Consider the following 16,175-nt stretch of genomic DNA (forward strand, 5'->3'; position numbering starts at 1 on the left):
CGGCGCCGTCCCCGCCCCACGCACGTAGTCCAATCTGGAGGAGAAAGCTCCCGCCATGGCCGATGTTCCTGATCCGAAGAAGGAGAATTGGCAGCGGGACGTCGACCCGGCCGCCACCTTCATGCAGGCGCAGATCGACGTCACCGACCTCGAGGACTACAAGAAGTGGGTGCACGAGGACCCGCCCGGCTGGCGCAAGATCAAAGCGTCGGTGTACGGGGGCGCCGCGCTGGGCAACGACGAGGCCCGGGCGCTGGCCAAGTCGCTGGTGGATCCGCAGTCGCTGGCCGACGCGTCCGGGGCGTTCCAGCTGGCGTACCAGACGCTGAGCTGGCTCGAGAACATGCTCCGGGACCACTCCCACGCCATCGCGGGCAAGGACAAGGCGTGGCAGGGGCCGGCGGCCGACGCCTTCCTCGCCAAGATGGACTACTTCGCCGAGTTCCTCGGTAACCAGGCCGAGCACATCGCCGGCGCGGACGGCACCAACGGCACCCAGTCGGTGCCCAACCAGCTGTGGAACAGCGCTCGCTACCTCGCCTGGGCGCAGGATGCGATCAACAAGATCGATGTGGCCTGGGCGCAGATCGCGTCCGCCGACGGCGCGCCCACCGGGAGCAACGGGGTCGCCATCAGCAAGACCCGGTTCGCCAAGCCGATGACCGAGCAGATGGCCCAGGTCGTCGACGAGCTCGCCACGCAGTACCAGATGACGTACAGCGCGGTGACGCCGCCGACCGGCAACGGCGATCCCAAGATCACGACCGGCCCGATGCCGACGAACAACTTCAACCTGACCTCGATCACGCCGCCGAACCTGACCACGCTGCAGCCCCCGCCGCTGCCCACCCCGCCGGGGAACAACCTGACGCCGCCCGGGAACAACCTGACGCCGCCGGGCGACAACCCCAACCCGCCGTCGGTGCAGGGACCGCCCGACCTGGAGGACCTGAACGGTGGCCCGCAGGACAAGGTGAACCCGCCCGAGGTCGACGGCCCGCCGGAGATGTCGGCCCTCGGCGGCGGCCCGGAGAACCTCACCGCGCCCGAAGTGGACGGCCCGCCCGGGCTCGGCGGCCCGGGCAACGGACTCGGCGACTTCGAGGCTCCGCAGGTGGACGGCCCACCCGGTACGGGCAACGGCCCCGGCTTCGTGCCGCCGGTGGTGCCGCCGGGCCCCGGCGCGCTGGGCAACAACGACCGGGACCGTCCCGGAGCGGGCCTCGGTGACGTGCCGAAGGCGCCCGGTGCGGGCGGCGGTGGTGGTGGCGTCAACGCGCCCTCGGTGCCGAAGGCGCCGGGCCTGGACAACCTGCCGGGCGCCGGCGGCGTCGGCGGGGGCGGACCGGGTGCCGGCGGGATCGGCGACGTGGACCCGCCGACGATCCCGAGCGCCCCGGGCGCGTCCGACGCGTTCGGCCCCGGCGTCAACGCCCCGGGTGCGGGCGGCGGCATGCCGTTCATGCCCGGTGGCGGCAGCCCGGGCGGTGGCGGCCTGGGCGGCGGCTCCGGTGCGGGGATCCCGGAGCGGCCGGACGCCTCCGGCCTGCTCGGTGGTGACGACACCGACTGGACCCCGGGCACCGGCGCGGTCGACGTACCGGACGCGCCGGGCGGCGCCGTACCGGGTGGTGCCGGGCTGGGCGGCATCCCGCCGATGCCGGGCATGCCGGGCGGCGGTCCGGCCGGCGGTGGCAGCGGCTCGGGCATCCCGGAGCGACCGGACGCCTCCGGCCTGGTGGGCGGCGAGCCGTCGGACTGGGAGTCGCCCGGGTCCGGTGTGGACGTCCCGAACGCGCCGGGTGGTGCGGTGCCGGGTGGTGCGGGGCTGGGTATTCCGCCGATGCCGGGCATGCCCGGTGGCGGTCCCGCGGGTGGTTCCGGCAGTGGGCTGCCGGAGCGCCCGGATGCTTCCGGCCTGGTCGACGGCCAGCCGTCCGATTGGGAGTCGCCCGGGTCCGGTGTGGACGTCCCGAACGCGCCGGGTGGTGCGGTGCCGGGTGGTGCGGGGCTGGGTATTCCGCCGATACCGGGCATGCCCGGTGGCGGTCCCGCGGGTGGTTCCGGCGGTGGATTGCCGGAGCGCCCGGACGCTTCCGGCCTCGTCGACGGTGACCCGGCGGAGTGGCAGCCCGGTCAGGCCGCCGGCGTGCCGGATGCGCCGAGCGGTGCCGTACCCGGCGGTGCGGGGCTGGGTGCGATTCCGCCGATGCCGGGGATGCCGGGCGGTGGACCCGCGAACGCCGGGACCGGGCTGCCGGAGCGTCCGGACTCGTCCGGGCTGGTCGACGGCGATCCGGCGGAGTGGCAGCCCGGCGACGCAGGCGGCGTGCCCGATGCGCCCGCCGGGAGCGCCCCCGGTGGCATGGGCCTCGCCGGTGGGCCGTCCGCGCCGGTGGAGAGCCCGGCCGTTCCCGGGACGCCTGCTCCGGGCGTACCCATGCCTGGTTTTCCCGGTGCGGCCGGCGGTGCCGGCCCGCGGGACAAGGAATCGGAGCGTCCGGACTCGTCCGGGCTGGTCGACGGCGACCCGCAGGAATGGGAGCCCGGCGGCACCGGCGACGAACCCGGTACGCCGCAGGGCGCCGCACCCGGCGGGGCCGGTCTGGCCGGCGCCGTGCTGCCGCCGCCACCGGTGGGTCCGGCGACCGGCTGGCACGAGGGCGTGACGGTGCCCGAGGTGGAGACCCCGGCGGTGCTGCCCGGCATGCCCGGCGTGCCCGGGGCCGAGGAGCGCGAGGAAACGCACCGCCCCGACGCTGCCGAGTTGCTGACCGAGGAAGAGCCGACGTGGACCGGCGGCGAGCCCGCGGGCCCGGCGGAACCGGGCGACGGAGCTGCCGCCGACGACCGGGTGCCCGTGCTGCGCGCCGACGACGGCGACGGCGACCGGTCCGCGTGGGACGACACCGGCCGGTCCTGGTGGCTGTACGGCGACGGACACGAGCGCGACGAGAGGCTGACCGATGCGTGACCACGATCCCGGCGCGACGCCGGGCCTGCCGGTGTGGCGGCGCAACCGCTCCGCGACCGCCCCGCTGGTCGACGACAACGAGTTCCCGATGCAGTGCGGCGGGCCGGACCTGACGACGGCCGAGACCGAGGCGTACCTCAAGGAGCGCGAGGAACAGCACAAGCGCGAGAAGGAGCAGGCCGAGGCCCGGGAACGGGAGGAGACCGAGGAGCGGCACGCGGCACGCCACCCGTCGCTGGGCGCGTCCGACGAGCGCGAGGAGGAGGACGAGGACCGGATCGCCGAGCGTTACCGCAACGACCGGTACTCGGTGAAGCTGCTGCACCAGGACGAGTCCGTCTGGGGTGGCGGCGGCGCGGACAGCGGGATGCTCGGATGAGTACGGTCACCGTCAAGCGACCGCCCCGCGCGGCCGGACCCGAGGCGCCCGAAGGCGAGATCGAGCTGCAGGAGCCGCCGCTGATGGCGGAGGAGGCGCCGCTCGACTTCCGCTCGTTCGCGATGATCGTGCCGATGGGCCTCGGCATGGGCGCCATGATGGCGATGTTCGGCCTCTACAGCCGGGCCCCGATCATGTACGTCATGGGCGGCGCGATGGCCGTCGGCATGCTGCTCATGGGTGTCATGCAGATCGGCAAGGCGGCCTCCGACCGCAAGCGCAAGATGCGCGGCGAGCGCCGGGACTTCCTGCGGTACATCGCCCAGCTGCGCAAGCAGGCCCGGGCGGCCGCCGACCAGCAGCGCCAGTTCGTGCTCTGGAACAACCCGCAGCCGGAGTGGCTGTGGTCGGTCGCGATGAGCTCCCGGCTGTGGGAGCGGCGGCCCAGCCACGACGACTTCGGCCGGGTCCGCATCGGGCTGGGCCGGCAGAGCGCGATGCTGCGGTTCCTGCCGCCGCAGACCAAGCCGATCGAGGACCTGGAGCCGCTGGCCTCCATCTCGCTGCGCCGGTTCTCCGAGGCGTACCGGACGGTGTCGGGCATCCCGGTCTCGGTGGGGCTACGCAGCTTCACCTCGATCGAGCTCGAGGGCGACGCCGACGCCGCGGTGGACCTGGTCCGGGCGATGGTGGCGCAGCTGGTCACCTTCCACGCCCCCGACGACCTGCGGGTGGCCGTGCTCGCCCCCGAGGTGCACCGCGGCAACTGGGACTGGATCAAGTGGCTGCCGCACAACGCCCATCCGACCGCCTTCGACGCCGCGGGACCCGTACGCCTCTTCGCCGGCACCCACGACGAGCTGATGGACCTGCTCGGGCCGGAGGTGACCGACCGCGGTGACCACGACCGGTCCACCCGGCCGTCGTCCACGGAGCCGTTCGTGGTGATCGTCGCGCACCTGGCCGACCTGCCGGACAGCTCGCGGCTGCTCGGCGCGGGCCTGCGCAACGTGGTGCTGCTGGACCTCACCGGTGCCATGCCCGGCGGTCCCAAGGTGCTGCGTCTGACCATGAAGGACGACGCCGTCGAGTTCCCGGCCGGCGAGACGGTGGGCTCCGCCGTCCGCGACGCCCTCGGCGTGGTGCCGGCCGAGTCGCTGGCCCGGCTCATCGCGCCGAAGCGCACCAGCGGCACGCTCGACGTGGTCGAGGAGCCGCTGGAGACGAGCTTCGACCTGACCACGCTGCTGGGGATCCGGGACGCCAACACCTTCGACGTCGCGAACCTCTGGCGCTCGCGGCTGCCGCAGCGCAACCGGCTGCAGGTGCCGATCGGCGTCACCGAGGACGGCGAGGTCATCGAGCTGGACCTGAAGGAGTCCGCGCAGGGCGGCATGGGACCGCACGGCCTGCTGATCGGCGCGACCGGCTCCGGCAAGAGCGAGCTGCTGCGCACGCTGGTCTGCGCGCTCGCCGCCACCCACAGCTCCGAGATCCTCAACCTGGTCCTGGTCGACTTCAAGGGCGGCGCGACCTTCATCGGCATGGAGAAGCTGCCGCACACCTCGGCGGTCATCACGAACCTCGCCGACGAGCTGCCGCTGGTCGACCGCATGCAGGACGCGCTCAACGGCGAGATGACCCGCCGCCAGGAGATGCTGCGCGCCAGCGGGTACGCGTCGCTGTTCGACTACGAGAAGGCGCGCGCGAACGGCGCGCAGCTGGTGCCGTTCCCGGTGCTGCTGATCATCGTCGACGAGTTCAGCGAGCTGCTGTCCAGCAAGGGCGAGTTCATGGACCTGTTCGTCTCGATCGGCCGGCTGGGCCGCAGCCTCGGCGTGCACCTGCTGCTCGCCTCGCAGCGCCTGGACGAGGGACGGATCAACCGGGTCGAGGGGCACCTGTCGTACCGGCTGGCGCTGCGGACGTTCTCCTCCATGGAGTCGCGGGCGGTCATCGGCGTGGGCAAGGCGTACGAGCTGCCGCCCGAGCCCGGCAACGGCTACCTCAAGGTCGACACCACGAACCTGGTCCGGTTCAAGTCGGCGTACGTCTCCGGGCCGTACACGGGCAAGGGTCTCATCGGCGGCGCCGAGGAGGGCGACGAGCCGGCCGTGGTCGAGGAGATCGTCCCCTTCACCACCCGGCAGGTCGCGGTCCGGCACGACCCGGGCCGGGCGCGCCCCGCCGAGACCCCGGCGGAGGAGGAGCCCGCGCCCGAGACACAGTCCGGCCCCAGCCTCGTCGAGGTGCTGCTCAACCGGCTCGCCGGGTCCGGACCGCCGGCCCGGCAGGTGTGGCTGCCGCCGCTGTCGTCCGCGCCGAGCCTCGACTCGCTGCTGCCCAGCGTGGTCCCCGACCCGGTACGCGGCATGACCGTCGTGGACCCGGCTTCCCAGGGCCGCCTGCGGGTGCCCGTCGGCATCGTCGACCGGCCGCAGGAGCAGCTCCGGGAACTGCTCACAGTGGACCTCGGCGGCGCGGACGGCCACGTCGGCATCGCCGGTGCCCCGCAGAGCGGCAAGTCGACCCTGCTGCGCAGCCTGGTGCTGTCGCTCGCGCTGACGAACACCCCGCAGGAGGTGCAGTTCTACGGGCTGGACTTCGGCGGCGGCGGCCTGGCCTCGATCGCCGGCCTGCCGCACGTCGGCTCGATCGCCACCCGCATGGAACGCGACCGGGTGGTGCGGACCCTCGAGGAGGTGCTCCAGGTGATGGAGCGCCGGGAGGCCGAGTTCGCCGGGCGCGGGCTGGACTCCATGACGTCGTACCTGGCGGCGCGGGCCCGCGGCGAGATCGACGACCCGTTCGGCCACGTGTTCCTCGTCGTGGACGGCTGGTACACGATGAAGCAGGACTTCATGGACCTGGACACGAAGTTCCAGGAGATCGCCTCGCGCGGCCTGTCGTTCGGCGTCCACGTCATCGTCACCGCCACCCGCTGGTCGGAGATGCGGACCTGGCTGCGCGACCTCATGGGCACCAAACTGGAGCTGCGGCTCGGCGACCCGATGGAGTCCGACGTCGGCTCACGCAAGGCCGCGACCGTGCCGAACCAGGCGGGCCGCGGACTCACCGGCGACGGGCTGCACTTCCTCGGCGCGCTTCCGCGCACCGACGGCAGCTCGGAGACCGGGGACCTGGCCGAGGCCACGAAGGCGGTGGTCGAGGAGATCGGCACGTTCTGGACCGGAACGCCGGCCCCGGCCGTACGGATGCTGCCGACCCGCCTGCTCGCCGACCAGCTCCCGGACCCGCAGCCGGAGTTCAAGGTGTGCATCGGCCAGGACGAGCAGCGGCTCGAACCGGTCTGGCACGACTTCATGGTCACGCCGCACATGCTCGTCTTCGGTGACAGCGAGACCGGCAAGACGAACATGCTGCGGCTGGTGCTGCGCGCCATCCAGCGGCACTACTCGCCGGAGCAGGCGAAGGTCGTGCTCGGTGACTCCCGGCGCGACCTCGACACCGCCATTCCGGCGGCGTACCAGGTGGGATCCGGTGTCACCGGCGATGCGCTGTACGAGCTCGCCGGTCAGGCCTCCGTCTCGATGAACCGGCGGGTGCCCGGCGCCGAGATCTCGTCGGAGCGGATGCGCCGGCGCGACTGGTGGGAGGGCCCGGAGCTGTTCGTGGTCGTCGACGACTACGACCTGATGACCAAGGGCCTCGGGGTCGGCTCGAGCCTGGAACCGCTGCTCCCGCTGCTGGCCCAGGGTGTCTCCATCGGACTGCACGTGATCGTCGCGCGCAGCACCTCGAGTGCGATGCGGGCCATGATGGACCCGGTCGTGCGCCGTGTCTGGGAGCTGGGCAACCCGGCGACCCTGTTCTCGTACCCGAAGGAAGAGGGCAAGTTCCTCGGCGAGGCGCCCCCGCGCCGGCTGCCGGCGGGACGCGCCCAGCTCGTCACCCGTCGCGGCGTCAAGCTGATGCAGACGGGCTTCGTCACTGAAGGGGGCCGCGGGTGACCACGGCAACGACCGGCGAGCTCTGCCGGATCACCGTCATCGGACCGGAACGCAAGGTCGACCTGGCGGTCCCGTCGACCACCACGGTCGCCGCGCTGCTACCCGTCCTGCTGCACCACACCGCGTCGGGCCGCCGGCCCGACGCGGACACCCCGGAAGGTGCCTGGGTGCTGCAACGGCTCGGGCAGCAGCCGTTCGAACTGACCGGTACGCCGGAGAGCCTCGACTGGCTGGAAGGCGAGGAACTGTACCTGCGCCAGGCCGAGGACCCGCTGCCGGAGCTCGACTTCGACGACCTGGCCGAGGGCGTCGCCACGGTGGTGAACCGGCGCGACGACCGGTGGCAGCCCGAGTACCGCCGGGTGCTGTTCCTGCTCCTCTCGGTCGTGGCCATGGGCGCCATCGCGGCCGTGCTGGTCGACCGCGGCCCGGTGCTCCCGCAGGTCGTCGCCGCCGGGGTGCTGGCCGCCGTCTTCTTCACCTCCGCGCTGGTGGCGGGCCGCAAGCTGACCGACGGTGCGTTCGCGCTGCTGTTCAGCTCGGCGGCGAGCGGCTTCGCGGCGCTCGCCGCCTCCAGCGCGGTCGACGGCGATCCCGAGGGCATCGCCTGGACCGGACCCGCCGTGCTCGCCGGCGCGGTGGCCTGCGTCGTGGTGGTGGCGCTGCTGCTGCTCCTGCAGCGGACGGTGATCCCCGGCCTGCCCTTCGCGCCGCTGCTGGTGGTGGGCGTGACCGGGCTCGTGGTCATCGGGGTGCTGCTGCTGCGTACCGGCTCGGCGATGACGACGCAGCGCACCGCCGCCACCGCGGTCGCGCTCATCTTCGCGGTGATCGTGCTCGCACCACGGGTGGCGGTGAAGCTGTCCCGGCTGCGGGGCCCGCAACTGCCCAAGACCGGCGAGGACATGTCGTACGACATCGAGCCGGTCCCCTCCGACCAGGTCCGGGAACGGGCCGACCACGCCGACACGTACCTGACCGTGGCGATGTGCTCGTCGGCGTTCGTGCTGCCCGTCATGTTCTTCTTCACCATGCAGGTGCCGGGGTGGTCGGGCTGGACGCTGGTGCTGGTGGTATCCAGTGCAATCCTGTTGCGCGCCCGTACCTTCTTCGGTCTGTGGCAACGGATCGCGCTCGTCGTCGCCGGTACCGTCGGCTACCTCATGGTCATCATGAAGTTCTCCGATCTGTGGACGCCGGGCTGGCGATACGCGCTGCTCAGCGGCCTGCTCGCGGCGATCGTGCCGCTCGTGCTGGCCGCGCTGCGCCCGTGGCCGCGGCGGCTGCTGCCGTTCTGGGAGTACTCGGCCACGTTCCTCGACGTCGCGACGGGCGTGGCGGTCCTGCCGGTGCTGGCTCAGGTCATGGGCACGTACGCGTGGGCCCGCGGGCTGTTCGGGTAGGCCGGCATGCAGACCCAGCGCGACCACGTCCACGCACACACCTTCATGATGGGCCGGCTCAGCTCCGCCCTGGTCGAGGGCGACCCGACCAGCGCCGAGATCCCGGGCCGCCGGGCGCTGACCGGCGTCCTGCTGGGCATCCTCGTCGTGGTGCTGGTGTCGGGCGGCTTCGCCGTCTACGGCTGGATCGTCCCGGGCGGCAGCAAGGCGTTCCGGCAGGCCGGCGCGATCCTCGTCGAGAAGGAGAGCGGCAACCGGTACGTCTACCTCAACGGCGTGCTGCGCCCCACCCCGAACCTCACCTCGGCGATGCTGGTGCAGGGCGCCTCGGCCAAGGTCAAGCTGATCTCGCAGAACTCGCTGAAGGACGTCCCGCGCGGGCCGGCCATCGGCATCGCCGGCGCGCCGCAGACCGTGCCGACGGCCAAGGACGTGGTGTCCGGCCCCTGGCTCACCTGCCTGCCCGGGTCGGTGGTCGAGGAGCCGGTCGACGGACTCGGGGTCAACCTGGACCCGGGCGCCGCCGCCGAGCCGCTGCCGGCCGACCGGTTCAGCGTGGTCCGCGGTGGCGGCAAGACGTACCTGATCGCGCTGGGCCGCAAGTTCCTCGTCAACGACGACGCCGTGCTGGTGGCGCTGGGGGCGGCGAACGTACGGCCCACCCGCGCGCCGCAGATGTGGCTCGACTGGCTGCTCGACGGCCCGGCTCTCGGCCCCGCGAAGATCGAGGGTGCCGGCTCGGACGGCCCGAAGGTCGACGGGCGGCGCTACCCGGTCGGCACCCTGTTCCGGCAGCGTCCCGCCGTGGGCGACGAGCAGTTGTTCGTGCTGCGCCGCGACGGGCTCGCGCCGATGAGCCGTACGGAATTCCTCCTCGCCGACGCCGACCGCGGCGGCGAACCGGTCGACCTGGACGCGGCGGCCATCGTGGACGCCCCGCGGTCGGCGGATCGGTCGCTGACCGAGCGGCTGCCCGACCTCGCCGCCCTGCGCTGGCAGGACCACGGCGACCGGGTGCTCTGCCTGCGCCAGCTGCCCGTCGCGAAGGACGCCGTCGCGAGCATCCCGGTCCTGACCACCCGGGCCCAGGCCGCTGTCACCGACCAGGGCAAGCCCTACGTGCACGTACGGCCGGCCACCGGCATGGTGGTGGCGCCCGTGCCGCAGGCGTCGCAGGTCCGCGTCGAGGCCTCGCTGATCTCCGACGAGGGGGTCACGTACCCCCTCGCCGACCAGCAGACCGTCTCGGCGCTGAAGCTGGACAGGGTGGGCCTCGTCCCGTTCCCCCGCAGCCTGCTGGCGGCACTGCCGCAGGGACCGTTGCTGAGCCGAGCCGCCGTCGCCGGCGGCGCAGGGAGGTAGATCGTCATGGCGACCGGCATCCGCAGCCTGCTCCGCGGTGGCAAGGGCGGCCCCGGCGGGGTCGTCCAGCACACCGTGGGCAACGCCCTCGTGCTGCACGCCGAGGACGCGATCAGCTCCGAGGCGCAGTCGCTCGCACTGTCCGTCGTGGAGGACGCCGAGAACGACGTGGTCGTGCTCGACCTGGGCGCCGGCATGCCGATCAGCTCCTGGGAGTCCATGGCCGGCGTGCTGCCCCGGCGGCGGCGCGGGATCCGGCTGGTGGCCTGCGGCCAGCACCGCAACGCGGCCGCGATGGCGGGGCAGTGGCTTTCCGAGCGGTTGAACCGTACGGTCATCGCCCCCGACGGTGAGCTCGTCCGCGGCTCGGCCGGCGCGCTCTTCGTGCACTCGGCGCCGGGCAGCGGCTGGGTCCGGTTCCGCCCCGGCAAGCCGCCGACCTGGGACGCCAAGCGGTACCCGACCCCGGCCTGGGACCGGGCGGTGGTGGACCGCAAGGCGTCCAGCTCGACCGGCGAGATCGAGCCGCTGCCCGGCGGCGTGTGGATCCACGACGTCCGCGACCCGGAGACCGTCGCCGAGCACCGGGCCCGCCTGGTGGCCGACGTGCCCTGCCAGCCGGAGACCATGACCGTGCTGCTCGGCTGCCCCGGCACCGCGCCGCTCTCCCTCGACGACGTGGTCCGCTTCTGGCGCGAGCTCGACGAGGACAGCCGCGCCCGTACCCGCTTCGTGCAGTACGGCGACGTCCGCCTGCCGGAGGGCGAGTCGTTCGGCCAGACCCTGGCGGACCAGCTCGGCACGAACATCATCTGCTACACCGGGGTGCCGGTGGGCGCGCCGCAGAAGTACGAGATCCGCACGGTGCGCCCGGACGGCGTGCTGGGCTGGGCGCCGTTCGCGCTGGAGCTCGGGTACGCGCCGCGGGCGCACCCCAACTCCAAGGCCCGCCGCCCGCTCGTGGTGAGCCACCGGCCGCCGCTGAAGTGGACCGAGGAGATCGCCAAGCGGGTCTACTGGTACGCCCCCGACGCGGTGGTCGAGGTGGTGCAGGCCGGCCTCTGGATCCGCTCGCCCGAGGAGCCGCCGAACGCCGAGCGGGTCCGGGCGGCGGCGCTCGACCCCGCGGGCAGCACCCTCATCTTCGACGACACCGTGGAGGAACGGGCCGCCCGCATGCGCGAGCTCGCCGAGGACCTGGCGGCCCGGCTGGAGAGCAACGCGGCCGGCGCGAGCGCGCTGTTCCCCGCGTCCGTTCTCGTGCCCGGCATGCGCCGGGCCGGGCAGGCCCACGCGGTCCTCGGCGAGGAGACCGAGGCCCCCGTGCAGGTCATCACGGCGACCGTGCAGGAGAGCGCGCCGCCGCCGCAGCCGGTCGCCGAGATCATGCCGGCGCCGGTCGCGGAGCCGGTGCAGATCGCGCCGCCGGCCCCCGTCGAGCCCGTGCCCGTCGCCGCGCCCGTGATCTCCGACCCGGTGCCGGTGCCGCAGCAGGTCGCGGTGCCGCAGCAGGTCGCGGTGCCGCAGCAGGTCGCGGTGCCGCAACAGATCGCCGTGCCGCAGCAGGTCGCGGTGCCGCAGCAGGTCGCCGTGCCGCTGCCGGAACGGGCCCGGCCCGTCGGGCCGGCTCCCGCCGCACCGGAGCCGCCGGTGGCGATCGAGCCCCCTGCGCCGCCGGTCGCCCCGCCGCCGGTCGCCCCGCCGCCGGTCGCCCCGCCGCCGGTCGCCCCGCCGGCGCCGGTAGCGCCGTCGCCGGCGTTGGAGGTGCCGCAGGTCGACCTGCCGGATCCGGCCGACATCGGCACCAGCAAGCTGCACACCCTGGCCCCGGACCAGCCCTCGGCCCCCACCCCGCCCGCACCCGTCACGCCGGCGCCGACCGCCCCCGCGGCGCAGCCGGCCCCGGTGCCACCCGCCGCGGCCGACGGCGTCGCGCGGATGCAGGCGGTCCCGGCCTCCGAGGCGTCCGCCCTGCTGCCCCGGCGGCCGCTGGACGAGGAGCGCGGCTGGCTGCGCCGCACGCTCAGCCGCGAGTTCGACACCATGGCGAGCTCGGTGTCGCGGCTCATGTCCGAGCACCCCGGCATGCAGGGCGGCGGCTCGCTGACCGCCGACGACGTGCTCGCCGACTCCGTCGCGGTGCGGTTCTACCTCTCCCGGCGGGGCGCGGGCGTGGACGCGGGGCTGCGGTCCGGCGCGAACGGCCCGCACGTGCCCTTCGCCCGGTGTGTGGCCTCCGGTCTGTCGCGGCTGCCCTCGTACCGGGGGACGACGGTGTTCCGCTCGTCGCCGTCGGCGCGCGAGTGGGAGCTGTACCGCGACCGCCGCCTCGTCACCGACTGGGGCTTCGTCACCGCGCTGACCGGGCCGTGCTCCACCCAGGACGGGGACACCGACGTGCTGATCTGGTCGATGACGGCCCGGCGCACCAGCCTGCTGGAGCCCGAGGGCGACGAGCGGGCCGAGGACCGGGTGCTGTTCCTGCCCGGCACCAACTTCAAGATCCTGGAGCTCCGCGAGCCCGCCGGCGACCAGCGCGGCGCGGTGCTGATGCGCGAGATCGGGACGAACGAGATCGACGACAGCGGCCGGGTGGACGCCAACCGGGTCTCGCTGGACGAGCTGGCGGTCGCCGCGCTGCGCCGCAGCATCGAACGCTGGGCGGGCGCGGAGCCGCGCCGGCGGGTCGGCACCGGTGCCACCGGCCGGTTCGGCGTGCTGCCCGGCCTGGTCCCGCCCGCGGCCGCGGAGAGGAGCCGATGATGAGCCGGCAGGTCCTGGTGGTGGGCGGCGGCGCCCCCGGCGCCCTCCCGACGATCGGCGCCGCGCTGGCGCGCGCCGAACGGGGGGCGACGATCACCGTGCACCCCGGGCGGTACGCGGAGAAGCTCGTCGTCGGCAACTCCATCACCATCAGCGCGGAGGCCGGCGGCCCCGTCGAGGTGCACGTCGAGGAGGGCAGTGTGCTCTCCGTCCACGGCGAGGGGGCGCAACTGCGCGGCATCACGCTGTCCAGCGCCGACCCGAAGCTCGCGGCGGTCGACGTCTACTCCGGTGAGGTCGCGCTCGACAACTGCACGGTCGTGGGTGCGGCCTGGGTCGCCCTGCTCGCGCGTCTGCAGGGTTCGGTGGCGCTGCGCGGCTGCGAGGTGCGCAACCCGGGCGGGGCGGGCATCGTCGTGGCGGCGCCCGGCATGAGCACGGTCGAGGACACCGTCCTGCGCGACATCGGCACCTCCGGCGTGGTCGTCACCGACCAGGGCTCGCTGACCCTGCGCCGCTGCACGATCCGCGACACGGTCGCGAACAGCATCTGCGTGAACGCCGACGCCCGGCTCACCGCGGAGAACTGCGAGATCAGCGACTCCCGCAAACCGGCCCTGGTGGTCGAGCAGCGGGGCTGGGCCCGCATCAACCGATTGACCGTACGCGGGAGCGCGAACGTCGACGCCTTCCTGCGCGGCGACGTCGACACGGTGGTAACCGACTCCACCTTCTCCGGCGCGGCGCTGCAGGCGGTACACATCACCGACGGTGCCAAGCCCACCTTCGAACGCTGCACGTTCGCGTCCACCGGGCACACCGCCGCGCACATCTCCGCCAAGGCTGCGCCGGCCTTCACCGACTGCACGATCACCGATTCGAAGATCGGCATCAACGTCGAGAGCGAGGCGGCGCCACGGTTCGCGGGCCTGACCGTACGCGGCACCACCGAATCGCTGGCGGTCGCGGCGGCCAAGGCGGAACTGACCGTCAGCCGGCTGCGCGCCGAAGCGACCCAGGGGAACGGGATCGTCGTGCGCGACGGCGCCACGCTGGACGGTTCGGACCTGGTGCTCGACACCGCCGGGGCGCCGGGCCTGGATGTCCTGGGCGGCTCCCGGGCCACGGTCCGCGAAGCCCGGTTCGACGGTACGGGCTCCGCCTGCGTGGCCGCCTCCGGTGGCGCGACCCTGGATCTGCGGTCCGCCGTGCTGCGCGGCGCGGGCCTGCGGGTGGCGGACGCCTCCGTGCAGCTGCGCGACAGCGAGATCGCCCAGGCGTCGGCGGACGGCGTCCTCGTCGGTTCGGGCGGCTCGGTCACCGCGGTGCAGGTCCGGGTCCGCGGCGCCCGCCAGGACGGGATCCGCCTCGACCGCGGTGGCCGCGGCGCCTTCACCGACTGCGAGGTGCTCGGCAGCGGCGCAGCCGGCTTCGGCGTCGACACCGCGGAGCCGGTCACGATCAGCCGGTGTGCGGTGCGGGACAACGGCGGCGACGACATCCGCCGCGGCGGCGACGCCCAGGTCACCGTCGACGCGCTCGACACGGGCAGCCGGCCGGTCGCGCACGAGCCCGAGCCGCCCGCCCGCCACGAGGAGCGCGCCGAGGAGGAGGCGCCGGAAGCGGAGTCCGAGCTCAGCGCGCCGCTGCGCGAGCTCAACTCGCTGATCGGCCTGCGCGGCGTCAAGCACGAGGTCACCGCGCTCATCAACCTCATCAAGATGTCCCAGGTACGCCAGCAGATGGGCCTGCCGATGCCGCCGATGAGCCGGCACCTGGTCTTCGCCGGCCCGCCCGGTACGGGTAAGACCACGGTCGCCCGCCTCTACGGCTCGGTCCTCGCCGAGCTGGGCATCCTCTCCAAGGGACACATGATCGAGGCGGCCCGCGCCGACCTGGTCGGGCAGTACATCGGCTCCACCGCCATCAAGACCACCGAGCTGGTCACCAAGGCGCTCGGCGGCGTGCTGTTCATCGACGAGGCGTACACCCTGTCGGCGGGCTCCGGCGGCTCCGGCCCGGACTTCGGGCAGGAGGCCATCGACGCGCTGATGAAGATGATGGAGGACCACCGCGACGAGCTCGTCGTGATCGTGGCCGGCTACTCCGAGCTCATGGAGAAGTTCCTCGAGTCCAACCCCGGTCTCGCGTCCCGCTTCACGCGCACGGTCGAGTTCCCGAACTACTCGGTCGAGGAACTGGTCACGATCACCTCGAACCTGTGCAGCAAGCACTACTACGAGCTGACCGACGACGCGGTGGACGCGCTCGCCACGTACTTCACCCGAATCCCGAAGAACTCGACCTTCGGAAACGGCCGCGTCGCCCGCAAGCTGTTCGAGGCGATGATCAACAATCAGGCCTCCCGCCTGGCCACCGCGCCGCCCGCCAAGGACACCGAGCTCAACCGCCTCACCGCGGAGGACCTCGCCCCGGAACTGGCGCTGCTCGAGGACCTGCCGGTCGAACAGTCCGCCCAGCCCGACGTCGCCAAGAACCCCGCCGCGGCGATCAACGCGGCGCGCAGCTGGCACCGCATGTGCGAGCTCGTCGGCGCCGCCTCGGTCCGTGACGCCGCCGGCTCGACGCTGCTGCAGCTGTGCGAGCTGCGCAACCGCCGTCGTGGGTACGGCAAGAACGGCAACGTGGTGATCAGCGGCCCGTCCGGCAGCGGCCGCAGCGAGTTCGCCCGCCTGTACGCCGCCGGACTGTCCGAACTGGACCTCGTGCCGGTGGGGCACCTGGTCCGCGTGTCGACCGGGCACGAGCTCGCACCGCACTGGCCCGGTCAGGCCCGCAGCCTGGTCCGCGCGGCGCTGCGCGATGCCGAGGGCGGCGTGCTGGTCGTCGAGCACACCGACGACGGCAGCGGCCGGTGCACCGAGGCCGTCGAGTCCCTGGTCGAACAGATGCGCGCCGGCATGGGCGACCCGGTCACGGTGCTCATCGGCGAGGCCGCGGCGCTGCGGGAGCTGCGCGCTACGGTTCCCGGCGTCGACGAGGTGTTCGGGCAGGAATGGGCGATGCCGGCGTACAGCACGGCGGAGCTCGCCGAGATCGTCGTGCGGCACCTGGTGCGCCGGGGCCACGAGGTGCCCGACGACGTCCGTGCCGCGCTGGCCGACCTGGCCGCGGGCCTGCCGGAGCCCACCGTACGCGCGGCCCACCTGTTCTCCTGGGGCCTGACGCGGGCGGCCGCTTCCCGCACGCTGGCCCTCGCCGACCTCAACGGCCTGATGAACCGCGCCGAGCCCGGCCGGGCCGCCGCCCGCCAGTCCGGTGGCCTCGCCGCCGTCGGCTGACCCCGCCGCCCGCCAGTCCGG

Annotated in this window: 7 protein-coding genes; all 7 read left to right on the plus strand. The window is 73.7% G+C overall.

Annotated elements, in window-relative coordinates; translation table 11 throughout:
• Positions 1-55 precede the first annotated feature (55 nt).
• Genes AB0K03_RS10525 through AB0K03_RS10555 form a run of 7 tightly spaced genes read left to right on the plus strand, consistent with a single transcriptional unit; the run spans position 56 to position 16,154 of the window.
• Complete coding sequence (locus AB0K03_RS10525) at positions 56-2,974, plus strand: hypothetical protein (protein ID WP_364682861.1); 2,919 nt, start codon at positions 56-58, stop codon at positions 2,972-2,974.
• Entirely contained in the window at positions 2,967-3,353 is a 387-nt protein-coding gene (locus AB0K03_RS10530; protein ID WP_364682863.1) for a hypothetical protein, read from the plus strand. Before AB0K03_RS10525 ends, AB0K03_RS10530 begins: the two co-directional genes overlap by 8 nt.
• Positions 3,350-7,324 carry a type VII secretion protein EccCa gene (gene eccCa / locus AB0K03_RS10535; RefSeq protein ID WP_364682865.1) on the plus strand — a complete coding sequence of 1,325 codons (3,975 nt, stop codon included), beginning with the start codon at positions 3,350-3,352 and terminating at the stop codon, positions 7,322-7,324. The genes AB0K03_RS10530 and eccCa overlap by 4 nt, the downstream gene beginning before the upstream one ends.
• Positions 7,321-8,727: a type VII secretion integral membrane protein EccD gene (gene eccD / locus AB0K03_RS10540; protein WP_364682867.1), complete on the plus strand. Its 1,407-nt coding sequence runs from the start codon at positions 7,321-7,323 to the stop codon at positions 8,725-8,727. Before eccCa ends, eccD begins: the two co-directional genes overlap by 4 nt.
• 6 nt (positions 8,728-8,733) lie before the next feature.
• Positions 8,734-10,089: a type VII secretion protein EccB gene (eccB, locus tag AB0K03_RS10545; protein ID WP_364682869.1), complete on the plus strand. Its 1,356-nt coding sequence runs from the start codon at positions 8,734-8,736 to the stop codon at positions 10,087-10,089.
• A gap of 6 nt (positions 10,090-10,095) precedes the next feature.
• Entirely contained in the window at positions 10,096-12,852 is a 2,757-nt protein-coding gene (locus AB0K03_RS10550; RefSeq protein ID WP_364682871.1) for a hypothetical protein, read from the plus strand.
• Positions 12,852-16,154 (plus strand): right-handed parallel beta-helix repeat-containing protein, encoded by a 3,303-nt coding sequence (locus AB0K03_RS10555; protein ID WP_364682873.1) that lies wholly within the window; start codon positions 12,852-12,854, stop codon positions 16,152-16,154. Before AB0K03_RS10550 ends, AB0K03_RS10555 begins: the two co-directional genes overlap by 1 nt.
• Positions 16,155-16,175: the final 21 nt, after the last annotated feature.

The sequence above is a fragment of the Actinoplanes sp. NPDC049316 genome (assembly GCF_040677315.1).
GTDB lineage: Bacteria > Actinomycetota > Actinomycetes > Mycobacteriales > Micromonosporaceae > Actinoplanes.